Source organism: Parabacteroides sp. AM58-2XD (assembly GCF_003463685.1).
Classification (GTDB): Bacteria; Bacteroidota; Bacteroidia; order Bacteroidales; family Tannerellaceae; genus Parabacteroides; species Parabacteroides segnis.
The window spans coordinates 1-25,770 of record NZ_QSDP01000072.1 but is presented as its reverse complement, the minus strand read 5'-3'; the positions used below and the strand labels follow the sequence as shown (position 1 = coordinate 25,770).

General features: G+C 43.6%; 14 protein-coding genes and 5 pseudogenes. 9 read left to right on the top strand and 10 right to left on the bottom strand.

All coding sequences use genetic code 11. From position 1 onward, the window contains the following. Nucleotides 1–19: 19 nt before the first annotated feature. The 3 genes and pseudogenes from DXA15_RS16715 to DXA15_RS16705 form a co-directional block, all read right to left on the bottom strand. Nucleotides 20–1,637: pseudogene (locus tag DXA15_RS16715) on the bottom strand (SusD/RagB family nutrient-binding outer membrane lipoprotein). A gap of 15 nt (nt 1,638–1,652) precedes the next feature. Further along, nucleotides 1,653–4,966, bottom strand: a pseudogene (locus DXA15_RS16710) (TonB-dependent receptor). A 235-nt stretch (nt 4,967–5,201) separates the two neighbouring features. Further along, a complete protein-coding gene (locus tag DXA15_RS16705; protein ID WP_128134770.1) occupies nt 5,202–6,230 on the bottom strand; it encodes a FecR family protein in 1,029 nt (342 codons plus the stop codon). A gap of 143 nt (nt 6,231–6,373) precedes the next feature. On the opposite strand from DXA15_RS16705, the gene gpmA reads away from it, so the two are divergent. The 7 genes and pseudogenes from gpmA (at nt 6,374) to DXA15_RS16670 (ending at nt 12,105) form a co-directional block, all read left to right on the top strand. After that, a complete protein-coding gene (gpmA, locus tag DXA15_RS16700) occupies nt 6,374–7,126 on the top strand; it encodes a 2,3-diphosphoglycerate-dependent phosphoglycerate mutase (protein ID WP_010799852.1) in 753 nt (250 codons plus the stop codon). Nucleotides 7,127–7,237: 111 nt separating this feature from the next. After that, nucleotides 7,238–7,794: pseudogene (locus DXA15_RS16695) on the top strand (RNA polymerase sigma-70 factor). A 289-nt stretch (nt 7,795–8,083) separates the two neighbouring features. After that, the gene (locus DXA15_RS16690; protein WP_128134769.1) at nt 8,084–8,965 is read left to right on the top strand and encodes a DUF3078 domain-containing protein; all 882 of its coding nucleotides are present in this window, start codon (nt 8,084–8,086) and stop codon (nt 8,963–8,965) included. Nucleotides 8,966–9,073: 108 nt separating this feature from the next. Beyond that, nucleotides 9,074–10,093 carry a phenylalanine--tRNA ligase subunit alpha gene (gene pheS / locus DXA15_RS16685; protein WP_128134768.1) on the top strand — a complete coding sequence of 340 codons (1,020 nt, stop codon included), beginning with the start codon at nt 9,074–9,076 and terminating at the stop codon, nt 10,091–10,093. 76 nt (nt 10,094–10,169) lie between these two features. Continuing rightward, nucleotides 10,170–10,556, top strand: a complete 387-nt coding sequence (gene crcB, locus DXA15_RS16680; RefSeq protein WP_007652957.1) for a fluoride efflux transporter CrcB — start codon at nt 10,170–10,172, stop codon at nt 10,554–10,556. A gap of 4 nt (nt 10,557–10,560) precedes the next feature. Beyond that, nucleotides 10,561–11,202 carry an endonuclease III gene (gene nth, locus DXA15_RS16675; RefSeq protein ID WP_128134767.1) on the top strand — a complete coding sequence of 214 codons (642 nt, stop codon included), beginning with the start codon at nt 10,561–10,563 and terminating at the stop codon, nt 11,200–11,202. Nucleotides 11,203–11,205: 3 nt separating this feature from the next. Next, nucleotides 11,206–12,105 carry a hypothetical protein gene (locus tag DXA15_RS16670; protein WP_128134766.1) on the top strand — a complete coding sequence of 300 codons (900 nt, stop codon included), beginning with the start codon at nt 11,206–11,208 and terminating at the stop codon, nt 12,103–12,105. On the opposite strand, the gene DXA15_RS16665 is transcribed toward DXA15_RS16670, so the two are convergent. Genes DXA15_RS16665 through DXA15_RS16655 form a run of 3 tightly spaced genes read right to left on the bottom strand, consistent with a single transcriptional unit; the run spans nt 12,072 to nt 14,852 of the window. Further along, nucleotides 12,072–12,839 carry an MBL fold metallo-hydrolase gene (locus DXA15_RS16665; RefSeq protein ID WP_128134765.1) on the bottom strand — a complete coding sequence of 256 codons (768 nt, stop codon included), beginning with the start codon at nt 12,837–12,839 and terminating at the stop codon, nt 12,072–12,074. The genes DXA15_RS16670 and DXA15_RS16665 overlap by 34 nt on opposite strands. Continuing rightward, nucleotides 12,839–13,852, bottom strand: a complete 1,014-nt coding sequence (gene murB / locus DXA15_RS16660) for a UDP-N-acetylmuramate dehydrogenase (protein ID WP_128134764.1) — start codon at nt 13,850–13,852, stop codon at nt 12,839–12,841. Before murB ends, DXA15_RS16665 begins: the two co-directional genes overlap by 1 nt. Before the next feature lie 40 nt (nt 13,853–13,892). Next, nucleotides 13,893–14,852 carry a hypothetical protein gene (locus DXA15_RS16655; RefSeq protein WP_128134763.1) on the bottom strand — a complete coding sequence of 320 codons (960 nt, stop codon included), beginning with the start codon at nt 14,850–14,852 and terminating at the stop codon, nt 13,893–13,895. A gap of 273 nt (nt 14,853–15,125) precedes the next feature. On the opposite strand from DXA15_RS16655, the gene DXA15_RS16650 reads away from it, so the two are divergent. Beyond that, nucleotides 15,126–15,416, top strand: coding sequence for an HU family DNA-binding protein (locus tag DXA15_RS16650; protein WP_007652950.1), 291 nt, complete (start codon nt 15,126–15,128; stop codon nt 15,414–15,416). Nucleotides 15,417–15,757: 341 nt separating this feature from the next. After that, nucleotides 15,758–16,411, top strand: a complete 654-nt coding sequence (gene upp / locus DXA15_RS16645) for a uracil phosphoribosyltransferase (protein WP_128134762.1) — start codon at nt 15,758–15,760, stop codon at nt 16,409–16,411. A gap of 9 nt (nt 16,412–16,420) precedes the next feature. Here the strand turns inward: upp and DXA15_RS16640 are convergent, their stop codons facing one another. The 4 genes and pseudogenes from DXA15_RS16640 to DXA15_RS16625 all read right to left on the bottom strand — a co-directional run bounded on the left by DXA15_RS16640 (nt 16,421) and on the right by DXA15_RS16625 (nt 25,666). After that, nucleotides 16,421–18,799, bottom strand: a complete 2,379-nt coding sequence (locus tag DXA15_RS16640; protein ID WP_128134761.1) for an ATP-binding protein — start codon at nt 18,797–18,799, stop codon at nt 16,421–16,423. Between the two features lie 152 nt (nt 18,800–18,951). Continuing rightward, nucleotides 18,952–22,406: pseudogene (locus tag DXA15_RS16635) on the bottom strand (DUF1080 domain-containing protein). A 59-nt stretch (nt 22,407–22,465) separates the two neighbouring features. Next, nucleotides 22,466–23,583, bottom strand: a pseudogene (locus DXA15_RS16630) (Gfo/Idh/MocA family oxidoreductase). A gap of 412 nt (nt 23,584–23,995) precedes the next feature. Beyond that, on the bottom strand, nt 23,996–25,666 hold the full coding sequence (locus DXA15_RS16625) for a RagB/SusD family nutrient uptake outer membrane protein (RefSeq protein WP_233567371.1): 1,671 nt from the start codon (nt 25,664–25,666) through the stop codon (nt 23,996–23,998). Nucleotides 25,667–25,770: the final 104 nt, after the last annotated feature.

The following is a 25,770-nucleotide window of genomic DNA, read 5'->3' as shown; positions in this document are numbered from 1 at the left end:
TCTAATAACTGTATATCATTTAAAAGTTTCTTCCGGTATCCCACCACAGACGGGTTCCGCAATTGTCGGTACCACCCAATGCCTTTGTTAAAGCAGCATACTGTTCGGGGTTCGCAGTCTTGATACCCACAAAGAAATTCAACCGGCGCGGGCCCAGATTCGTATCGATTGTACCCTGGCTGTCGTTCACCACAACCGGGAACAGCTTAGGATAGCCGGTACGTCTTTGTTCAGCCCAAGCCTCGCAGCCTTCGGGATAGCAGGCAATCCATTTCTGGGTAATAATCTTTTCAAGTTTTTCTTCGTTTGAAGCAGCGTTGTCCCATGCAGGAGTTACCTGGCTCATAGCTTCTACATTGAAAGCAGCATTGAAAGCATCCTGATAGCCTTTCGGTGTTTTCGTACTTTCCAGATATACAGCAACATCTTTAGCTTCCCATTGTGCAAAAGAGGCTTTAACACCGTTTTCATAACAAGAACCCGGATTCTCGGAAGACCAACCTCTCAAAGCGGCTTCTGCCCGTAAGAACCACACTTCGGCTGCCGTCATCAAGATAGCATTAGACGTTTGTGCAATCGTACTTTTCGAATGCTTGCTGTAATTTTTATGGTTGAAACCTGTTCCCTGGCGGATTCCTTTATAAGTTCCCTTCACCGGAATAATTTCAGTACCTTCGCCTCCTGCCGCTCTATCAAAATACTTCGGCAAGCGAGGGTCATCATAACCACCCAAATAAGATTCCATGTTCGCATTCAGAAATACTTCACCCCAGCCTTTATTGATTTCACCAAACGGATTATTATAACCGGTTCCGTCGGTAGAAACAGCCACGATATCGTTATCTTCTTCCAACAAACCTCCTGCATCCGTCAAGCTTCCTGGCTTCTGAGGCTGCCAGTACGGGGTCGGCCATGACAATACGGATAGCGAGACGGAGGCGCAACGAATTGGCAAACCGTATCCATTCGGCATAGGTACGTTTGCCCTGCGGCATCAGGATATCAAATTTGGCAAAGTTTTCCACATCCGGATTTGCTTCCATATAGGCACGTACCATACCGATTCCGGTATCCAGGTCTTCGAAGAATGCCTTATAGGCCTCAGCCTGTGTATCCGGCATGGAACCGGTCTTCGAACCAAACTGTGTATAGACGACAGGACCGTATAAATCAGACACACGATGCATCAATTCAACCTTCAGTATCTGAGTAATACCATAAAAAGAAGGATAGTCTTTTTCCGTCAAATCCTCGGATTTCTGAATCTCGGTCATGATATATCCGTAGGTATTTTCCCAAAACGAACCGTTCCATCCGTCCTGCATATTATAGGTTGTGTTCGCACGCCCTTCATTAAACGGATTGAAATCATGCACATAACCGGAAAACATATCGGCACCCAGGTTCTGCATCACCTGGAACGGCCAGTTTTTACCTCCACCCCAGTCGTAATTGAAATAAATCCCCTGCTGGACTACTCCCAAAGGAATACCATATTTATTGAACTCCTGCTCTTTTGACTGATCCGGAAAACCGGCCTGGTTCGTATTATAAGATTCAAAATCATCCGTACAAGCAGTAAAACTTATCAATCCGCCGAGAAAGATCGCGGCTATATATTTATAATTCTTTTTCATAATATACTGTCTTTATTAGAATGTAAATTTAACATTGAAACCTAAACTTCTGGTAGTCGGCATACCAAATACATCGATACCCTGGTTGTCGTTGCCTGTTGAAAGGACTGCATCCGGATCGAAAGGAGCCGATTTATGGAAGAAGAACAAGTTACGACCAACAAACGATACCTGTGCATCCTGGAAAACCTTCGTTTTCTCCATCAACTTTTTCGGGAATGTATAACCTAAAGAGAGTTCACGCAAACGGATGTTTGTTGCACTATACATATAATATTCCGTACAGCCGTTACGACCACTGACAGCCGTATAGAATTTTTGCGGATTAACATGCGTACCTTCCAGGTCAACATATTCGGCGTTACGTGCGGCGGCTGATTCAACGCTCACACCCTTTTGGTCCATATCGGCCTGTGTCTGCGATAAAACATCACCACCAAAGCGGCCGTCAATCAGGAAGTAGAGGCTGAATCCTTTATAAGTAAAGGTATTCCCCCAACCCAACATAAAGTCAGGACTACTATTACCTACCTTGATTGTATTACCCGAACCGACTACGTTAGGAACCAAATCGCCATCCTCATCCTTTGAGAAAACAATTTCACCTGTCTTTTCATCACGTTCGAATGCCTTACCATAGATATCACCCAGCGCACCACCTTCTACAAGGCGCATGGAGTAGGAAGAAGAGAAACCTTCGTCGCCATAGACAAATGTCTTCAGGTCAGGATGAAGTTCGATCACTTTGTTCTTATTCGTCGAGAAGTTAAATGAAGTCTTCCAGCGGAAATCGTTTGTCATCACCGGAGTGATACCCAAGCTGATCTCAACACCCTGGTTCTGGATGTTACCGGCATTCACATAGTAATACTTATAAGCTGCACCGGCAGAAGAAGGCAATGTAAACAGCTGGTTTTTCGTGTTTGTCTTATAGTAAGTAAAATCGAGGTCCAACCGATAGTCGAAGAATTTCCATTCCGTACCAACTTCCCATGAAGTACTCATTTCAGGTTTCAGTTCATCGAACGGAGCCTTTGAATTTGTCTGGATAGCCCCACCAGCCACAATCAGGTCGTTGCTTCCGTCTATCGGGTTGCTGATGAAAAGTGGCAGGTCATTACCTACTTTACTCCACGAACCTCTAACCTTACCGAAGTTGATCCATTCCGGCATAGTCAGCGAGTTATTGATAATCCATGACAAGCGACCGACGGATAGAAGAAACTGCTGTGTTTCGTATAAGCCAACGTCGACGACCAGTCGTTACGGGCGGTCAGATCCAGGTATAAACTTTCTTTCCATCCCAGCTGGGCGGTTGCAAAGATAGACTGCATCACACGTTTCTGATCGATCTGCTGGTCGATATAAGAAGCCGTAGACATGATGATGTTAGCTACCGAGAACTGGTTCGGATAATACAAGGAAGCAGTCTTTGAATCCAGCCTCAGAGAGTTGACTGTCGTACTATTAATACTACCACCAATGGCACCTGTCAGAGCAAAGTCGTCCCATTTCTTATTAAACATAGCCATGAAGTCACCATAATACAAAGTTTCCGTATGATTCAGGTCTATATAACGGCCGTTTGATCCGGCAATAGCCGGTGCAGTCGATGCATACATCTTCTGGTTATATGTATCGTGTGTATAATCGACTGTTCCACGAGCTTGCAGGCTCAACCAATCTGTAATCTTCAGGCTGGCTGTCAAAGAGGTGATGGCACGAGTACGTTTGTCGTTACTTTTAATACGGTTGGTAATCCAGTATGGATTCTGTTCCATATCACGTTCGGCATCTGTGTACCAGTTTTGTTCCATCAGGTTGCGGGTGTCGTTGAAAGTCTCAAAGTTCGTGCGGTACTCACCAATATTCTCGCCACGCGGAAAACGGTAAAGGCCTACCAACGGGTTCATATAGTAACCTCCGGAAGCCGGACGGTTCTTGATACTCTGCGACATCAGGTTCACGTTGGCATCCAGTTTCAGGTAATCATCAAAGAAACTGGCGGTTTCACGGAAATTCAGGTTATGCTTCTGCATCTTATTATGCTCCACGATGCCTTTGGCTGTTGTGTTAGCATAAGAGAAATAAGTCTGCATCTTTTCGTTACCGGTAGTGAGAGAGAGAGAGTTGATGGCAGTCACTCCATTCTGGAAGAAGTCACCGACATTGTCATAAGCAGTCAGATTCCCTTTCGGTCCCCAACTAGTCTTCGTTTCCTTGTCCATCCCATATTCATTCTGAAATTCCGGCAAGCTCATGGCATGATCAACTGTCAGGTTGGAAGAGAAAGTGATCTTCTGTACGCCTGCTTTACCTTTTTTTGTTGTAATCAGGATGACACCATTGGCAGCCTGCGAACCGTAAAGAGCGGCAGCGGAAGCTCCTTTCAGAATACTCATGCTTTCGATATCGTCCGGATTGAGGTTGGAAATACCATCGCCACCATCACGGTTACCGGCATCTGCCGTACCACCGATTGCACTGACAGCCTGTTCGTTGCTGCTATTCAGCATCGGCACACCGTCGATTACATATAAAGGTTGGTTGTTTCCGCTTACCGAACGGTTACCACGGATAGAGACTTTGGCTGAACCACCCAATCCGGAAGAACTTTTGTTGATCTGAACACCGGCAGTCTTACCAGCCAAAGCGTTGATCATATTCGGATCTTTTGCACGTGTCAACTCATCGCCACCCACCTGCTGGGTTGAATAAGTAAGGGAGGCCTCTTTCTTTTTGATACCCAAAGCCGTGACTACCACTTCTTCGATATTCTGGGTATCTTCTGCCAGCTGTACATTCAGAGAGGACTGGCCGGCATATTTGATTTCCTGCGGGTTATATCCGATATAAGATATAACGATAACGGAATTTTCGGGAACGGTCAATGTAAATTTACCATCAATATCGGTAATCGTACCGTTGGTTGTACCTTTTTGCAGCACGTTGGCACCGATGATCGGTTCACCTGTCTTATCGGAAACAACACCTGTTACCGTCTTTCCGGCCTGTTGCATGATCGCTTCCTTCTTATTAAGGATAATTTTTGTGTTTACTACCGTATAAGCGATATCGGAATCACCGAACAGTTTGTTTAATACATCGAAGATGTTCTTTTCGTCTACTTTTACAGATACTTTACGACTGGTGTTTACAATGTTGGCATCATAGATAAACGAGAAATCCGTTTCATTTTCAACAGCTTCGAGCACACTGGCGATCGTACTGTTCGACATATCCAGCGAAAGCGTAGCATTTTGTGCATACGTATTACCCGCTACTGCGATTCCAAGACTAAGGAAAAAGAATACAACGCTCAATCTCATAACTAATGGTATTTTTCGGAAGAGAGAATAACTTTTCTTACCGATAATTTCTAAGGTTACAATTTTATTCATAATTTTGTGATGCTTATTATTTAATATAAAGTTAACTATAGCTGCGTCAACAGCTTGGACTTTTACATGCGGGAAGATGCGTCAACATCTTTCTGCATGTTTTTTGGACTCTTTTTTACTTCCACATAGGCATTCTGATTTAATAAGGTTCTACACTATTATTTTATTCTTTCGATATTTCTATAACAGACATTTCCAAACGATTATCATTCGTTATGATCGGCTTATCAATCTTAAACTTGATATCCGAGGCGAGCTTGATATATTCCATGACCTGCGGCAATTGCTCATCTTTAAACCTTGCGGTAATGATGGCATTCAGTACATCCTGGTCTTTCACATTAAATTGTACGTTATAATGGCGTCGCAACGTCTTCAACACTTGCCCCATCGGAGTATTTTTGAAAATGATCTCACCATTACGCCAGGCTACATTATTATCAGCGTTGACCGAAGTGATAGATAATTTCCCTCCTACTCTCGTAAAATCCGCTTTCTCGTCAGGTTTCAGAATCTGATGAACGATTTTACCTCCTGTCTGTGCAATATTCAGTTGCACAGAGCCTTCCACCAAGGTTGTGGAAACAACATCGTCATCATTATAGGCAGATACATCAAAACGTGTACCGAGCACTTTCACCGAATAGATTGGATCGACTTTCACGATGAAAGGCTTTTCCGGATTCTTCGTCACTTCGAAATAGCCTTGCCCGATCAGTTCAACCTGCCGGCACTCAGGCCAGAAATTTTCAGGATACTTCAAAGAACTTCCGGCATTCAACCAAACTTTCGATCCGTCAGGCAATTCAAAAGTCGAAACCACTCCGGGATTGGTGCGCACTTCTACCATGCGCACCTTCTCTTTACCCGTCTGCATAAAGAAATAGGCAGATAAAACTAATACCGGAATGAACAGTATCGCTGCAACTCTTTGCATAAACTGTAGGGAGCGACGGAAACTAACTTTTTTATTTTGTTTACGTACTCTCGATTTGAAACGGACCAAAGCCATTTCGGGATCGACCGATTCCATTACCCGCAAACGGTCAGTCACCTGCAAGGTGAAATAGACCTGTTCCAGTAATTTCTCGTTCTCGGGCGACTCGGCAGCCCAGTCGTCAACCAGGGTACGCTCCTCGTCAGTCAATGTTCCGTCGAGATATTTTATCAGTATGTTTTCGTCTACTATCATTTTTTTCCTGTTTCTATAATTAATACAATTCAGAAAAAAGATATACTAAACGAAAATGTGATTTTTTTAGAAAAAGTTCAAAATCTTTTCCTGCTCCTCGATTGTTATCTAATAAACAGATAGTTATAATAAATAAAAAGCATATGAAAAAGATTGTTTTACTTCGCCACGGCGAAAGCGCATGGAACAAAGAAAACCGTTTTACGGGTTGGACGGACGTTGATCTGACAGAAAAAGGGATTGAAGAAGCATATAAAGCAGGTGAATTGCTAAGAAAAGAAGGATATGTGTTCGATAAAGCATACACCTCCTACCTGAAACGTGCCGTCAAAACATTAAATTGCGTACTCGACCGCATGGACCAGGATTGGATTCCGGTAGAGAAAAGCTGGCGTTTGAACGAAAAACATTACGGAGCCTTACAAGGTCTCAACAAAAGCGAGACAGCCGAAAAATATGGTGATGAACAGGTCCTGATCTGGCGCAGAAGTTACGATGTGGCTCCGCATGCGTTGAAAGAGGACGATCCGCGTAACCCCCGATTCGAAATACGTTATAAAGATGTACCCGATGCCGAATTGCCACGTACGGAATCACTGAAAGATACTGTCGAACGCATCCTCCCTTATTGGAAAGACGTCATTTTTCCTTCGCTCGAAACTGCCGACCAGATTTTAGTGACAGCCCACGGCAACAGCCTGAGAGGTATTATTAAATATGTACGTAACATACCGGATGAAGAGATCGTACACCTGAATCTTCCAACAGCAGTCCCTTACGTACTCGAATTCGATGACGACCTGAATCTTGTAAAAGATTATTTCCTGGGTGATCCGGAAGAGATCAAAAAACTGATGGAAGCAGTTGCCAACCAGGGAAAAAAAACAAAGAAATAATTATTTATCATAGCTGACGCCCGGAAATATTTCACAAAAACCCGGGCGTTAATTGTTAATTCTTAAAATATTTGTTTAAGTTTGCACTATATCAAAACATTCATATCAGTGATAACAAGCAATGAAGAGACCTTAAATAGACTTAAAGCCGGTGACGAGAGTGTATTCGATGCGGTCTACAAACAATATTATAAAGGGTTATGCGCCTTCGCCTCCCAATATGTAGCCGAGACGGAAACGGAAGAAATCGTACAGGAAGTGATGATGTGGCTTTGGGAAAACCGCGCGATGCTGGTTCCTCAAATGTCCCTCAAATCATTGCTGTTTACTATTGTCAAAAATAAATGCCTGAATAATATAACCCACAATCAAATCAAACAACGGGTACACGAAAAGTTGTATGCCAAATTTGAAAATCAATTCGAAGATCCGGATTTTTATATAGAAGGAGAATTGATCGCCTTGGCAACCAAGGCGATCAGGAGCTCCCTGAAGAATACCGGAAAGCATTCGAAATGAATCGTTTCGGACATCTAACCTACAACGAAATAGCCGAGCGTACCGGTGTATCACCCAAAACCATCGCTTACCGCATATCACAGTCTTTGAAAATACTACGCACGGAACTGAAAGAGTACATGCCGCTATTTCTAGCTCTCTTACATTGACAACATAGCAATATCGACATTTTGTCCACAAAGCTATCATTTACATTTTAACGCAAATAGCTTCTCATTTTAAACAAAACGATACGTTAAAAAATATTACCCGCTGGGGTATTTTATTTTACCCGGTATATTAATCCGATTTACCCGGTTGGGTAGTGTCATTTTGATAATCGGAAAAACGGAGAATATGACAGGACAATCTTAATCCATCCTTAAACAAAAATAAATGAATCATGTTTAAATAATAAAGTGTCCTCTTTATAAAAAACAACTTAAAATATAACAGTATATGAAACGTACATTTTTAATGATAGCATTTGCCTCACTGGCAACTATCGCATATAGTCAAACCGACGATAAAGGTTACGAAGAAGGGAAATATGTATTGAAAGGCGTATCAGGCCTCAACCTGTCGCAAACGGCAATGACCAACTGGTCGGCCGGAGGCGAAAACTCGGTAGCCGGAAATGCCTACCTGAACGGTTCGCTGACACATAAAAACGGGAACTGGCTCTGGGTGACCAACCTGGTTCTCGATTACGGACTGACAAAAACCAAATCGCAGGGGATGCGCAAGAGCACCGATAAGATCGGACTTTCCACCCAGCTGGGCTATTCAACGAACAATGTCTGGTTCTATACACTAATGGGCGACCTGAACACACAGTTTGCCAAAGGATACAATTATCCGGACAAGGAACATTATATCTCCAACTTTTTCGCGCCGGCCTATTCCAACGTCTCGCTGGGTATGGAATACCGCCCGAAAAGCAATTATTCGATCTACCTCTCTCCCGTTTCAGCAAAAATGACTTTTGTTGAGGACGATTACCTGTCCGATCTGGGCGCATTCGGTGTCGATCCGGGTGACCGTTTCAAGATCGAATGTGGCGCTTACCTCAAAGCCCGTGCAGAAATGCCGGTGATGGAGAACGTAAGCCTGATCACTACAGCCGATTTTTTCACTCCGTATAGTAATCAGTTCGGAAACATCGATGTCAACTGGGACATGCTCATTAGTATGAAGATCAACAAATTCCTGTCGGCTACGCTTAACACGACACTGAAATACGATAACGACGTGAAAACCTTCGATGACAACGGTACGAAACATGGGGCAAAAGTACAGTTCAAAGAGATACTCGGCGTAGGTCTTGCCTATAATTTTTAGGAATAGAAAGGAGACTGCCTGTGTTTTTAAGAAAAAACCTTCCGCAATCGGTTGCAGTATCCAAAAGAAAGGAGTAAATTTGCACGTCGAAAACAAATATGATTAGAAATGATCGATAAAATTAAGGCTCTGCTTCAGGAAGTAGAGAATATGAAGGCTGCAAATGCCGAAGAGCTGGAAGCTTTACGCATCAAATACCTCAGCAAGAAAGGAGAAATTTCTGCGCTGATGAATGATTTCCGCAACGTTGCGGCTGATCAGAAGCGTGAAGTGGGTAAATTCCTCAACGAGCTGAAAGAAGCTACTCAAAATAAAATCAACGAACTGAAAGAAGGTTTCGACAATGTACAGACCGGAAACGATGACATTGACCTGACGCGTACATCTTATCCTATCGAACTCGGCACACGCCACCCGCTTTCAATCGTTAAAAAGGAAATCTGCGACATCTTCGGACGTCTGGGATTCAGCATCGCTGAAGGTCCCGAAATCGAAGACGACTGGCATGTTTTCTCTTCTTTGAATTTTGCCGAAGACCATCCAGCACGTGATATGCAGGATACGTTCTTCATACAACATAATCCTGACGTGTTATTGCGAACACATACATCATCGGTACAGACCCGTGTGATGGAGACTCAGGAGCCTCCTATCCGCATCATCTGCCCCGGACGTGTATATCGTAATGAAGCTATTTCTTATCGCGCACACTGTTTCTTCCACCAGGTAGAAGCCCTGTATGTCGACAAGAATGTCTCATTCGCCGACCTGAAACAGGCATTGCTTTTCTTTGCAAAAGAAATGTTCGGTCCGGAAACGAAAATACGTTTACGCCCCTCCTACTTCCCGTTCACAGAGCCATCTGCTGAGATGGATATTTCCTGTAACCTGTGTGGCGGTAAAGGATGTGCATTCTGTAAACATACCGGTTGGGTAGAAATACTCGGTTGCGGTATGGTAGACCCGAATGTACTCGAAAATTGCGGTATCGACAGCAATGTTTATACCGGATATGCACTGGGAATGGGTATCGAACGTATTACAAACCTGAAATACCAAGTTAAAGACCTACGAATGTTCTCAGAAAACGATGTTCGTTTCCTGAAACAATTCGAATCAGCCAATTAAATTGAAAACCTAAATCATTTACCATCTTCCCCGGGCCTTTAACCAGCCCGGGGGAAACACACAAGGAGGATGAAATATGATAAAGGTTTTAATTTTAATTACAGGAGGAGCAATCGGATCGGCACTGCGTTATGGAGTTTCCATGTGGGTGCAGCGTTCGTTGCAGTACTCCTTTCCCTTTGGAATACTATCCGTTAATATAATCGGCTCTTTTCTGATCGGCTTCTGCTGGAGTCTTGCCGAAAATTATAACTTCTCAGCCAACACAAGGGCATTTCTTTTTACCGGTCTGTTTGGCGGATTCACAACTTTTTCTTCGTTTGCACTGGATACTATGTCACTGATAAAAATCGGTGATTATAAATTAGCACTCTTAAACATACTGGCTAGTAACGTTTTAGGACTTATTGCCGTTTTCCTGGGTTTGTTACTCGGAAAAAATGTATTATCTTTAATGAAATAACAGGATGAAAAAAGAGGAACGATATAAAGGTGTATTAGACTGGTTCGAAGCAAACGTACCGGTTGCAGAAACGGAACTTCATTACGACGATCCGTACCAACTGCTTATTGCCGTGATTCTATCGGCTCAGTGTACCGACAAACGAGTGAACATGATTACGCCGGCTCTGTTTAGGGATTTCCCGACAGCAGAAGTGCTGGCAGCTTCCACACCTGAGGTCGTGTTTGAATATATCCGTAGTGTCTCCTACCCGAACAATAAATCGAAGCATCTGGTCGGAATGGCCAAAATGCTGATGGCTGATTTCGGTGGCATAGTCCCTTCTGATATAGATGAACTGCAAAAGCTGCCCGGCGTAGGACGCAAAACGGCCAATGTGATCGCCTCTGTTGTCTACAACAAGCCGGCAATGGCGGTAGACACCCACGTATTCCGCGTTGCCAACCGCATCGGACTGACAAACAACAGCAAAACACCGCTCGAAACAGAAAAAGAACTGGTGAAAAACATCCCGGAGAAACAGATACCTATTGCTCACCACTGGCTGATCCTGCACGGACGATACGTCTGCGTGGCCAGGAAACCCAAATGTGAGGAATGCGGACTCAAGCCTTGGTGCAAATATTTCCTGAAGGCAAAAATTTAAAAAATGAAAGTTTACAGGCGGGAAATAGTGATCATCATCTTAACTGCTCTCGCTACACTGTCGGCAGTCTACTACTTTTTCGGTGACATGAAAGAGAGTAAAGAACTGGTGCAAACAGATTTATATACCCTGACTGCATCGGAACCGGAAGCGATACTTGCCGTAAACCGCCCTTCTGTTTTTGCCCGGATAATACTGGCTAAGGAGCCTGTTTATCAGGCATTCGCCTCTAAAATTCCTGAAATATATCTTACTATCATCCGAAAGAATCCGGAAATTGCCTCATTACATCTCTCATTCCATCCGCAGGGTATTGTAATGTATGTAAAAGCAGATAAAAGCATATCCCGACATATAGAAGAAAATATTTTAAAAACAGCTTTCAAATCATTCGCTCCTCAACAGCAAACCAAAGGAGGCATCACTTTTACCTATTGCCCGGATGCCGGAAACCGCTTTTTCGGCTACTACCAACATAATGGCGTATGGGTTGCCAGTTACAGCAGGAAATTGCTGGAGGAAGTAGCGGCCATACAAAGAAAGCAGAAAAACAACCAGCCGAAGGAACAAATGCTACTCCGTAAAACACTCGACAGCAATGCTCCGCTTAACCTGATGATACAATCGAAACTGTTAGACTTATATGTGAAAGCGAACGATTCTACCCTATGGAGAATCAGCGACAGATGGCTGGGAGCCGACCTTTTTGAAAGCGAAGGGAATATCTGTTACTTTAGCAGTCTGCCGTATCATGAACCAGCCGACACACTTTTCAAGACGATTGGCGATACACTGTCGGTCAGATTAGAACAACATTTCCCGCAACTTCATATTTCCAGCCAGATTTATGAAGAAAACGGGAAAGTATATTATACCGGTTGCAGTTTGGGAATTTCCAATTGATCATATGCCAAATGAACATGCGGAGGCAACTCTTTTTCTACCTGGCTTTGCAAGCCGATCCGATGGCTCATATGAATCAGATAGGATTCTTTGGGACGGATACGTCCGATCTGCTCTAATGCTTCTCCCACACTTTCATGCGTCGGATGCTCATCCCAGCGCAAAGCAGTAATAATCAAAACATCCAATCCTTCCAGCTTGGTATATTCTTCTTCCGGAAGAGATTTCAGGTCGGTCAGATAGGCCATATTCCCTATTCGAAACCCCAGGATAGGTAATTTTCCATGCATTACCCGGATAGGAATTATCTCTATCCCGGCTGCAATAAAAGGTTCTGTCGTTACACGGTGGATTTTTAGATTGGGGACACCCGGATATCTATTTTCGCGGAAAACATACGGGATACGCGTCTCTATGGCTTCAGCCACATTTTCTTCAGTATATAGATGTATGTCTCCTTCCCGCCCGAACGGACGCAGGTCATCCAGTCCTCCGACATGGTCATAATGTTCGTGTGAGATCAGGACGGCGTCCAAGTGGTATGTTTTACTTTGTATCATTTGCCAGCGGAAATCCGGTCCGCAGTCCAGCAAGATACGCTTCCCCTCTGTTTCTACTAATACCGATGTACGCAGGCGCCAGTCGCGGGGATCTTTGCTTGTACAAACTTCACACTGACAGCCTATTTCGGGAACTCCGGTTGAAGTTCCCGTTCCCAGAAATGTAATTTTCATTATCCTACATATTTAACCTCAGGCATTATCTCGATGCCAAAACGATCTTTTACGGCAGTACGGATACTTTCCGCCACCAGAGCAATCTCGTGTCCCCGGGCTTCTCCCAGGTTGACCAGGACCAGCGCCTGTTTTTCATATACACCGACCGGACCATGCGATTTACCTTTAAAGCCGCATTGTTCGATCAACCAGCCGGCAGGAACTTTCACTTTCCCCTCACCAGCCGGATAAGAAGGCATACCGGGATATTGCTCCTTCAGTTTCTCAAACTGTGCAACAGGAATAACCGGATTCATAAAGAAACTGCCGGCATTTCCCAGCTTGTCCGGATCGGGCAGCTTCTCCTGACGGATCGTGATCACGGCCCGGCGGATTGCTTCCAATGTTACTTCCGGATATTTAGCCAGCTCTTCCTTCAGGTTTCCATAGTTGATGGAAAAGGATGGGCGTTTATCCAACCGTATTATTATATATGTAACAATGTGCGGGTCGTTATGTTCGTTTTTGAAATAACTGCTGCGATAGCCGTACTGGCATTCTTCGTTCGTAAATATCCGCTTTTCAAAAGTCAACTGGTTGTATGTTTCCACACTTTCTATCACATCTTTTATCTCCGCCCCGTAGGCTCCGATGTTCTGGATAGCGGCAGCACCAGCTTCACCCGGGATCAGGGAAAGATTTTCTATTCCTCCCCACCCGTTGGCAACGGCATGAGCAACAACATCGTCCCACCTTTCGGCGGCACCGACACGCAGCCAGATATGTTCGTCGGTTTCCTTCTCCACACGGATACCTTTGATGGCCGAGTGCAGGATGATACCGTTGAAGTCATTTATAAACAGCAGATTGCTTCCGCTGCCGATATGCAGCGACAAACACTCCTGAAAATACTCGTCCCGTAAAACCCGTTCTAATTCTTCTTCATTCGTATATTCCATAAACCACCGCGTCTTAACCGGCAGGTGGAATGTATTATGCTTCTCCAGGGAGTAATTCTCTTCTATCCTCATAATATCTGTTTATTTATTGCGGGACAAAAGTAAGAATTATTTACAAGGTATCTACGATTTCACGTTGTTTCGTGAAAAAGATCATCCGCTGTATCTCTCCGCTCTGCGAGATTAAAGTAGAATAGCGTTTCAACGACTGGATCCATTCTTTCTGGGCACGGCAGATTTCCGGATGCTGCGAATCCATATAGTTGATGGCATAAAGACGGAACATGCACAACTGGAAGCTCCCTTTTTCCAGGAATGTATATGTTGCCTCGAAATTGATATTGGAAAGATACAAATAAACTTTGTTGCCATTCGGATATTCCCCGCGGGCTGCAATCTGTTCCATTTCATCCAATAAACGATTCAGTTCCTGTTTCATCACTTCGATATCATCATCGCTCAGCATGTTCAGCCCTGCAAAATACTTGATCTCCCTAACCAACGACTGAAAAATATTATTATCAAGAATCGTATAGGTAGACGGAACCTGACGGCATTCCTGCATCAGTTTACGCTGGGACTCCAGTATTTTCTCCGTCACAACGATATCCGACATACTTGCAGTGATCTTCATCCCGTTATTCTGATGCATCCACCGACAAAGACGGAATTTGGTCAGACGCTCATACGGAGAATAAAATGTAAACGGAACGATATTACATGCGGAACTGAGTATCGACTTAGGGTCTTCTTTGGCAAAAGTAAATAATTTATGATACCGCTTGATTATATCATGGTAACTTTCCATCTGACTCATATTATTAGAGACATTCAGATTAAAAACGGCTCCTTCCGCCCGGTTGGTCCCGACGATCTGGTCCAGAGAAATCCCCAGACTCTGAGACAATAATGATACTTCATAAAATGTAAACGGAACCTCCCCACGCAACCGGCGATAAACGGCTTCCTTACCTATAGATATAATATCCATAATATAGTTAGCCAAATTTGTCTCCTCCGGGAGATGTTCCCTCATGGCTTTTATCAGCCCGTTATTCAATGCATCTTTCATAATTATTAGTGTGTTATTTACTATTTCTACTCATATATTCTTCTCACAATACAATAAAAATAAAGTGTGGCCAAATAGCATTAACGCCTTTCTTCGTTTCGATTATCGCAAACCAATGTGAATTAACGTTTTTTGTTTCTAAAATCGTAACAAAAGGCTACAGCTATTGTTTAATAAGAAATGCAAGCAATTTTTGTTGTCTGAAAAAAGACACCATATAAAAAAATCAATGCTTACATTTGCAATGTATATAATCATTAAAAAGAAACACTCATGAACAAAGCAGAACTTATCGAAGCCTTAGCAGATAAGGCAGGGTTACAAAAGCAAAAAGCAAAAAAAGTATTAGATGCTTACATCGAGATCGTAACCGAAAAAATGTCGCAAAAAGAGGAAATCACTCTTATCGGTTTTGGTACTTTAATACCTAGACCGCAAACTAGTCGCCTGGCTCGTAATCCTAAAACGGGTACTCCGGTACAGATTCCAGCTAGAACAACGGTAAAGTTCAAACCCGGTAAATTCTTGCTGGAGGCTATGAACGGCACTGGCGAAAAAAAATAATATGATTTATTTCTTTAACTTCCTTCTTGCTTCGGCAGGAAGGAAGTTTTTTACACCTCCTTTTTCTGTTTACTTTATCATATCTGCAAAAATACATACAGAAATCCACTAAAAAGGGGTGTTTTTAATGAATATCGAAACCGCAAGGTTCTAATTAAACAACCGCAAGCATGTCCCCAATTCAATTATCGCAATTTTAGAATCCGAACAGCACCTCTTGTTTCGGAATGTGAAACTTTTGCCCTATACCTGGAATTTTACAGAGAAACATTTGTATGATGCTCTAATTATATCTAATTTCGGCACCGAAAATTTTAGTCTGCATATACAATATAATACACATGAAAATAGTTAATCTCGGAGAGTCAAACTCCATACTGAACAAGTTCGTATCCGAACTTAGAGATGTAAATATCCAGAAGGACAGCCTTCGTTTTCGTAGAAACATTGAACGCATCGGCGAAATCATGGCTTATGAGATCAGCAAAGATTTTGCCTACAGCCAAAAAGATATTCAAACTCCCTTAGGGATCGCACCAATGTATACTCCCGACGACCGGATAGTAATCAGTACTATATTACGTGCAGGACTTCCTTATCACCAGGGATTTTTAAGCTATCTCGATTATGCCGAAAATGCCTTTGTCTCTGCCTATCGCAAATATAAAGACCGTCTGAACTTTGATATTCACATCGAATATATCGCATCCCCGAGACTGACAGAGAAAACATTGATCATCACCGACCCGATGCTAGCCACCGGAAGTTCCATGGAACTGGCCTATGAAGCATTGTTGACCAAAGGACATCCTTCGCATATCCATGTGGCCTCCATCATCGCCAGCAAACAGGCAATGGAATATCTGCAAAGAAAAATGCCGGATGACAAAACAACGATCTGGATCGCCGCACTGGATGACGAACTGGACGATCATTCCTACATCATCCCCGGCCTGGGAGATGCCGGAGATCTTGCCTACGGAGAAAAAGAATAAAAGAATATTTTATCGGGGTAAGGAGAACCAAAAGCAGGAACCTTTTCCGGGCTCAGAACTTACTCCGATTTTTCCTTTCTGCTGTTCGACAATACTTTTGCAGATAGAAAGTCCCAGCCCTGTACCTTGCTTAAAGTCATTTCCCTTATAGAAGCGATCGAAGACATGGGCCTGCACTTCTTCACTCATCCCCTCTCCCGTATCCGTCACCGTAAAGACAACTTCATCAGGCTTTATTTCATAACCCAACATGATAGAACCTTTATCCGTGTGCTTGATCGCATTGTTTATGAAGTTGGAAAACAACTGGTTCAGGCGCACAGGGTCGAAATCAAAAGTACAAGGCGACAAATCCGGCTGACTGCCAAGCACAACCCCCTCATGAAGTTTGATACTCAGCGATTTCACCAGATCATCCAAAAAACCTTTAAGTTCAATACGACTCGGTTTGAACTCAATTGTATTCGCTTCTATCTTCGCCAAATCCAGCACATCAGAGATCAACTGCAACAAAAGCCCGTTATTCTTCTGGATAATCTCAACAAACTGCGACTGCTCCTCTTTATCATCCGTATCAACCAGTAAGGTGGAAAAACCGACAATCGCATTCAGCGGAGTTCGGATCTCATGGCTCATATTTGCCAGGAAAGCAGATTTCAAGCGATCCAGTTCTTCTGCCTTTTCACGCTGTTGTTCAGTTTCTTTCAGTTCCGTGATATCGTAATTCACACAGATCATTTCCAGTTTATCCGGATCATTCGACTGAGGATTACGCATCACATTTACGCGTATCCACTTCCAACCGGAATCCGTCTTGACACGCAATTCCTTGCGAATACTGGTTGCCTCTCCTCTCTTAACCCGGTCAAAGAAGTCCATCATCACTTTACGGTCTTCCGGATGCACGGCGCTATATACACCAATAATCTGCTCCAACGGCGTGCCATCTTGTTCCCCCAGATTTTGATACCACTGGCTGATGGCATATCCTTCGCGTGTCAGCAAATCGAATTTGGCATATCCTACTTTCGCATAATGACTAACCAGGGTGAAGAAATATTCAAACTCCTCAATACGGTTATAAGCGACCATTTTATCCGTATTATCCAGATTAATGAATAGGTAATTGATCAGTTCACCTTTACTGTCATAAAGCATACTTACCTTGGTTATCAAGTCTATAATTCCGTTTTTCTTCGTCGGATAATACCCATTGGATATAATATCGCTAAAAGAATAAGTCAGGCGGAAAGAGACAGGTTTCCTCTTTCTCATCTTTTCCAGCACATCAGGGGGAATCTGAGGATTATCAAAGATGTTAACACCTAGGGCCTCTTTTTTCGAACCGAGTCCAAAAATATCTACATCCTTATTATTCATATCGACAAGATATCCGTCCTTATCATACAACTCTATGCCGACCGGTATATTCGTATAAATATTACGCAACAACTTTCCACTATGGTCGAGCGCCTCGTTGATTCTCGCCATTTTCGTAATAATACTGATAATATTAGCGATGGACGAAAGCCATTGATAGTCTTCCAGCGTCCATATGCGATATTTATCTACAATATCGATCCCGATATATCCCAAAGCTTTTTTCTTTATGATCAAAGGAATCAGAACAAACGAAAGCACTCCTCTCTTCTGTAAATACATTTTTTCAGATTCCGCTTCTGCCGGCAACTCATTCAGATTGCTTATCATAACCGGATAAAGATTCCGTATTTTCCGCGTCGACCAGCTCAACGTTGAGACAGGTATGTTCTGTAAAGAGGGACGGACAGCCGTAACACCTTGGCTGCACACTTCATATGTACAACTAAGCGTCTGCTTGTCATCACTATATTCCATAATACAGGCACGCCCCTTTGTATCGATCGAAAAAAGAATTTCGGTCAGCACCAACTGGATAGATTCAACCAGATCGTTTGTCTGGATAAAAGAATGTAAGGCACGCGAAATACTCCCTAAATGCCTTAACAAACCATCTACCTGACTGCTATCCTCCGTTGCCGGTTTATTCGTTTCTTCTTCACTATAAGGTACTAACTGCAAAATGCCCAATACATAGATACGCCCGGAAGGTTCGATCTCCCGCCTGCAAATTTTCGAACGTACAAACTTAAAACCATAACAAGTCTTGATCGGAAATATTTGTTCATAAATACCGACCTCCCTGAAATAAGCAAATTCATTGGCTATCCGGGCCCTGTAATCTTCACGTATCAATTGAAGAAAATCTCTGGTCGGGATAATTTTATCTTTCAGCTCCAACAAACTGACCAGATAATCCGAACAGATATAGATCCTCTTATCAAAGTCAATCTCCCACCAACCGACTTGTGCCGTGTCCAGCAATAACTTATATTGAGCTGTATCCATTTTTTTAATACTAGTAAGCACACAAAATTCGTTATAATAAATCAGATCAGCAATTTTATTACTGTTAAAATTCAACGGTTTTCAAAGATTCACACAAAAAAGCGGAGACCAGTAAAAACCGATCCCCGCTTCCTTTCGGACTATATAGTCTGTTATTTCAATTCTTTGATACGGATATTACGGAATTTCACAGGAGAACCATGTCCCAGAAATCCGATATGTCCTTTCTTATTGAACAAGCCCGGATGTTCCTTACCATCAGGAGTTCCGTTCTTCACAGCGTCGCGGATGTTACCTTCCAGTATCACCACACCGTTCACCGTTACCTTGATATTGTCGCCGTTGGCAACAATTTCTTCCTCATTCCATTCACCGACAGGCTTAAACGCTTTGTGATGATCGGCATTGGTAGGAATGATACCGTAAACAGAACCATGATGCTGATATTTTGTGATATTCTTATAGATCGGATGTTCACAATCCAGAATCTGGATTTCCATACCTACATAAGCGGCATCACCTTCCATCGGAGTACGGATACCGACTCCGTTATTGGCTCCCGGTGTCAGCTGGAACTCGAAACGATAAATAAAGTTCCCGAATTCGTCCTTTGTATACAGGTTCCCACCATAGCTCTTGCTCGGTATCATGGAAATACAACCGTCTTCCATCGTATAATCTACCGTGTTACCGGTCCACTGATGCATATTTGTTCCGTCAAACAATAGTTTGAAACCTTCTTTCTGTTCTTCGGCAGATAATTTGTAAGGTTCTTTACGTTCCAGTTCCTTTACATATATATTACGGTAGTAAACCTTGCTGCCGTGAGCCTGCAATTCGATCTGTTCAATCGGGAAGATCGGCTGCTTGCGATCCCAATAGTTTTCAAGGATCACATCATCCACCACTTTCTCTCCGTTCAGAATAACTGTTACGCGGTCGCCAACTATCTTGATATAGAAGCTGTTCCATTCACCCAGCTTGTTATCAGCCACTTTAGACGGCTTGCTTTCATTTACCGAGTTATTATACAGACCACCTGAACCTACCTGGGCACCCACATTTACACGTGAAGTATCCCAGATCTGCACCTGAGGTGTTCCGCGCAAATAAATACCGGCATCGGCTTCAGGACCTGCGGGATCAAGCATCCAGTCTACATACATTTCAAAATCACCATATTGTTTATCCGTACACAGGTTATCACCTTTACCGTTAAAGACAAGCATGCCATCATTCACACTCCAGCCGCTGCGCATAATCTCGTCAGCCTTTTCCTGAGCTTTCTCCAGCTGGGCCGGTTTCATTTTCGCACGGGCAATCGGGTTCTGTACCAATCCTTTCCAGCCCGACAAATCTTTGCCGTTAAAGATAGAAATGAAACCTTCTCCCTGTGGCATTTCAGCCAGATGCTTCTTGATCGCTTCCTTCTGATAACCGGCATCCGGATTGTCGAGTACCTGCATTACCTTATTCAGCAATTCACGCACATTGGCTCCGTAATATTCCTTATTACCCAAAGCTATATTCATAACAGCATTGGCGGCAGCCTGCTGAACAGGTTTCTGATTCAGGAATTCGCCGGCATAGAGCATACCCAGGAAGGTGCCTGTCCGTTCAACCTGTTTCAGAATTATATTTTTCTGTTCGTCTGTCTTTGCCACTTCCATCGCTTTGCGCAAACTCAGCAGACGGTTCTCACCTGTAAATGCAGGATTTGAAACCAGCTTAACATATGCTTTCAAAGCACGATCCAAATAAGCGGAAGAAGAAGCATCTTTACAGATAGCATACAATTCGTCGGCAGCCTCAATACCTTTCCAGTTCAACAACGCTTCGAAAGCAGCATCGCGAGCAGCGCCCGATCCCTTATGGAAACCGTCTACGATAGTAGCCAACGCATCTTTCTCGCCGGTTGTTGCCAGAACGATATAATACAAATATTTCTTGCTCTCGCCAGCCTGAAGCATACGGCGAGTGATCGTTTCTTTTTGTTTCGCAGGAGACATGGAAGAAATAGCAGAGATAACAGCCTGTTGGATTGGAGCAACAGCCGATGCATCCGCTGTTTCCAGCATACCGCACAGATTAACCAGGTCGCCTTCCGACACAACATCTTTCAACGCTGTATAAGCAGCTTTTTTCACTTCCGGTGAACCGGACTTGATCAGTTCGAGCACTGTAGTCAGGTTAGCAGTCGCTTTACGCATCGCCAGCAACTCAGCACCGGCAATCTTTCCGGCATCCGTAGCAGACGGAATGGCACGGGCAACAGCCTGGTCGATATCACCATTGAATGCAGCCAGGGCATCCTGTCCCAGCAGGATTACATCTTTATTATCGCTGGTCAGCAGTTCAGCAAGAACAGGTATCACCTGTTTGTCACCGATCTTCACCAATGTCCATACGGTTGCCTGTTTTACGTCGAAGTTGCTGTCTTTCAACTGAGCCAGCAGCACCTGCATGGCAGTCAGGTCAAAACGGAGTTCCAAACTCTTGATCACATCATGTTTTGACGGGCATTTGGCTTCGCGGCCGATCCAGTTGATAATATCCACTTTCACTTCCGGTTTTGCCTTCTGCATCGCTTTCATGACTTCGATATAAACTTCCTTATTGGCAAAGTCGGAAGCAAAGTTCAATGCAGCATTCCGATATTCCTTATTGCCATCCTTCAACGCGGAAAGCAGCAGTTTGGTACTGTTTTCTTTCTTCAGTGACAAAAGAATTTGCAAAGCAGCGTCGCGGGTCTGCGTCTGATTAGCCTTGGTAGCTTTCTTCAACAGGTCGTTGGCCGCTTTTTCCACTTCTTTCACATCGCCCTGTGCGGCAACACGTTTCAATAAAGCGATATAGGCTTCGTTCGCATTCGTTTTGGTCATTGTGTAACCCGATGCGGCAGCAGCTTCAGCCATATCTTTGATGGAAGCCTTGCTTCCCACACGGCTTAATGAGTGCAGGACAGCCTTTTGCATATTTTCATCGCCCGAACCCAGCAGCGCCTTCAGCAATTCTTCCGAATCAGCTACCTGCGCTTCGCCGATCGCTACGATGATATCTTTTTGTGTCTTCGGAGTACCCATACGGCGCATCAGACCAGCTTCAACGCTTTACCGGCATTTTCAGAACCGATAGCTGCCAGTGCACGTGAAGCCGGGCCACTCAGGCTTTCATCACCCAGGTAAGCCGACAACGCATCGATACATTCATCCTGTCCCAATATCTGTAACTGGCGGATGATAAATGCTTTCGTTTCGCGTTCAGTCACCAGATCAAGCGCCTTCAGATAAGCGTTAGCCGTAGCCAGACGGGCGCTTTCTTCCCCTTTCGCCATCACATAATGGGTCAGGCCGCTCAACGCGTAATCCACTTGTGCATTGCTTCCCTTTCCGGGAGCATTTATCATGTTGACCAACATCAGTACCCCTTCTTCGCCGGTACCTTTCAGGTCATTGATCATTTTATTGTATTCAGCCTGTTTTTCAGCAGGCATCTGTGCCAATACGTCAGCTGCAATTGTTTTAGCTGTACGGTTCGCCGGAGATTGGGCCATCAGTACGCTGCCGAATAATAGCAAGCTGGCAATCGATATATATGCTTTTCTCATTGTCTATAATTTTATAATTCTCCCCTAATTTTCAATTCACAATTTTCAATTATTAATTATCAAATGTTCCAGGGTGAACGCATCGGCTGATCCAGCAGACGGTTAGCGGCCTCGTCATTGATAAATTCCAGTTTCACAGGATCGAACTCTAATGTACGATTCAGACGAAGTGCCGTAGCCCCCATATTCACGATCGTAGCCGAGCGGAAACCATTCCGTTCATTCAAGGCAAAAGGCTGGCGTGTTTTCACACATTCGATAAAGTCTGTCACCTGAGGTTCAGGTTCCGGATAATCGGCCAGTTTCTTTTCCCAATCAGGGATATCACATACAAAATTCTTATAGACATTACCGTTCGGACCGGAGATATACGGAGTATTAGGATCTCCGAAGTCGCCACCCCAAAGGACGATCTGGCAACCGTCATCATAAGTATAGGTAATAGAGCGCCATGTTCCTACGGCATCCGGATGCTGTTGCGGAGCATCCACTTCCACTTTCACAGGCTTGTGTTGTCTTTTCCGAGGAAATACTGTACCGGGTCGATATAATGCTGTCCCATATCTCCCAATCCACCGCCGTCATAATCCCAGTATCCGCGGAAAGTACCGTGAACACGGTGTGCATTATAAGGTTTATAAGGAGCCGGGCCTAACCACATGTCATAATCCAGTTCGGAAGGAACTGTTTGCGGTTCGAGATATTCTTTGCCTACCCAGTAGAACTTCCAGTCGAAACCGGTATGTTTACTGATCGTCACCTTCAAGGGCCAGCCGAGCATACCGCTCTGAACCAGTTTTTTCAACGGTTTCACCGGAGTACCCAATCCATAGAACGGATCGGCAAAACGGAACCAGGTATTCAGACGGAACATACGTCCGTTCTGCTTTACAGCTTCCATCACCCGTTTACCTTCACCGATCGTACGTGTCATAGGCTTTTCACACCAGATATCTTTTCCCGCCTTGGCAGCCTCTACCGACATGATTCCATGCCAATGAGGAGGTGTAGCGATATGTACGATATCTACGTTCGGGTCCAGAATCAAATCGCGAAAGTCATGATAAGCGGCAATTTTTTCCTTTACCAATTGTTTTCCTAATTCAAGATGTTTCTTGTCAACATCACAAACGGCTACCAGACGTGTTCCGGCATAGTTCACGTGACCGCGTCCCATCCCGCCTGTACCGATAATACCTTTAGTCAACTGATCGCTTGGAGCGATAAAGCCTTTCCCAAGCACGTGGCGCGGCACAATCGTAAAGGCCGCAATTCCTCCGAGGGTTTTAAGGAAGTCCCTTCTGTTTGTTCTCATAGTACAAATTAAATATAATATTGATTAGCAATTTTATTGATTTTTTCCGCTTAAAAAAGACGTTAGAAAGAATAATTACCTCCTAACGTCTCACAAAGATATTATTTATCCCATAATTTTCGCAAATATTTACGAGTTTTTATGACATAATCGTTCAAGACAGTTCATTCCATAGTCGGATTGAACTTTCCTCCCCAATTGTTATTTTGTTCAAGATTGGGATTTTCCAATATTTTACTTTCCTGGATCGGGAAGAAATAATACGATTCCTGAATCAAAAATTTATTCTCGGCAATGCACTGATCGGCACCATTCTAAGAATATATTTAAAATTATCGGGAGTCAACGAATACGTCTTGGCTTTCCGGGTAGCTTCGGCAATATCCATTTCCGAACCGTCTTCATTGATTGCAATAGCCTCGACTCCATATTTTTGCAGTCCGTTTAACTGCATCATATTACGGGTTCTACGAAGATCCATAAAACGATGTCCTTCAAAACACAATTCTACGTTGCGTTCATCAAGAATAGCCTGCCGGATTTCTTTACGATTAGCAACTTTCAATCCATACAACCCATTTTCGCCAGCTTCGATACCTGCACGTTTACGAATTTGCTTCAGCATATCTACAGCCACATCTTGATGATCCGTTTCATTGGCCGCTTCCGCATAGATAAACATGACTTCAGCTAATCTCATAAACGGATAATCATGATCATACGTAGATACCAGGTCCTGACTCAAAGACAAATCAGAGCCTTTACGCACATACATGCCGCTAATAGCATCATTCTGTGTAGCAGTGCTGCCCACATTGGGATTGATTCCATATGAATCTTCTCTGACAGCTATACCGACCGAAGTATATTGGCGATATCCTGAAGCCGTTCCCGATACCGGATATAAATCCGCATTATACAAGATACAATCCTCAAATCGGGGATCCCTATTTTGCCAAAATTTCTGTAAAAACTCAGATTCAGCACCTGCATAATATTTACCGGCCGGATCATCGAAACGCTTTCCATCCAACATCGGAAACGCTTTTACCATATCCCAGGTCGGAGTATTATTGGCATTACTACGACTCAAAGAAGAGGGACGAATCGTGTTTTCCCAATCGGCCGTTTTATCCGGATTGCTATAGATAATAGGGAAAACGACCTCGGAGTTGCCGTCCACCAACCAGTTATCTGCATAATTCGCAGTCAGTTTAATCCCCTGAGCTATACAGAAATCGTATGCCTCCTTCGCCGCCGTATAAGCTTCGTTCCAATATTTATTATCATACATATTACTCGGGTTAAACTGTGGAGAAGCCTTATAAAGCAGCATCTTTGCCTTATAGGCTTTAGCAAAACACTGGTCTATACGCCCGTAATCGTTACCGGTTGCTTTGGCCGGAAGCAACGTAATAGCATCATCCAGGTCTTTAATTATTAAATCAAAACACTCCGCCGTGGAAGTACGAGTCACATACAAATCATCTTCATCCTTATCCTGGGCTTTCGTAATATACGGCATACCTCCATGATAAACAAGCATTTCGCCATACTGATAAGCTCTCATAAACAACATTTGCCCCGTCAGGCTATTCTTAACAGATTCGGTACATCCTCCCTCTGCCAGATACTCAAGTCCTAAATTTATATTACGGATATTGGTATAATTCCATCGTTTATAACCACTGCCTGATGTTGTAATAGTACTCAACATAAACGGAATACCCGTTTGCTGCTCAGCTGTATTATCCGCACTTGTAGACCAACCGCTAAAGATATCGCCATAGAGATCAGTCACATAAGCAGTTGCTAAGTTGTCATCATTCCAAACCAGGTCTGCATCATAGTTCCACAAGTTCGAGATATCCAAACTATTGCATCCATTGACCAGCAATATAGTTACCAAACCAATCGATAATTGTTTTATTTTATTCAGTTTCATATTCTTATGTTTTTAGCAAAAATTTTCCGATAAAATAGGAGAATAAAATTCATCCCTTTTGATAACGGCGAACATTCTCGCCACAAGTTTTGCCCGTAAAGCAT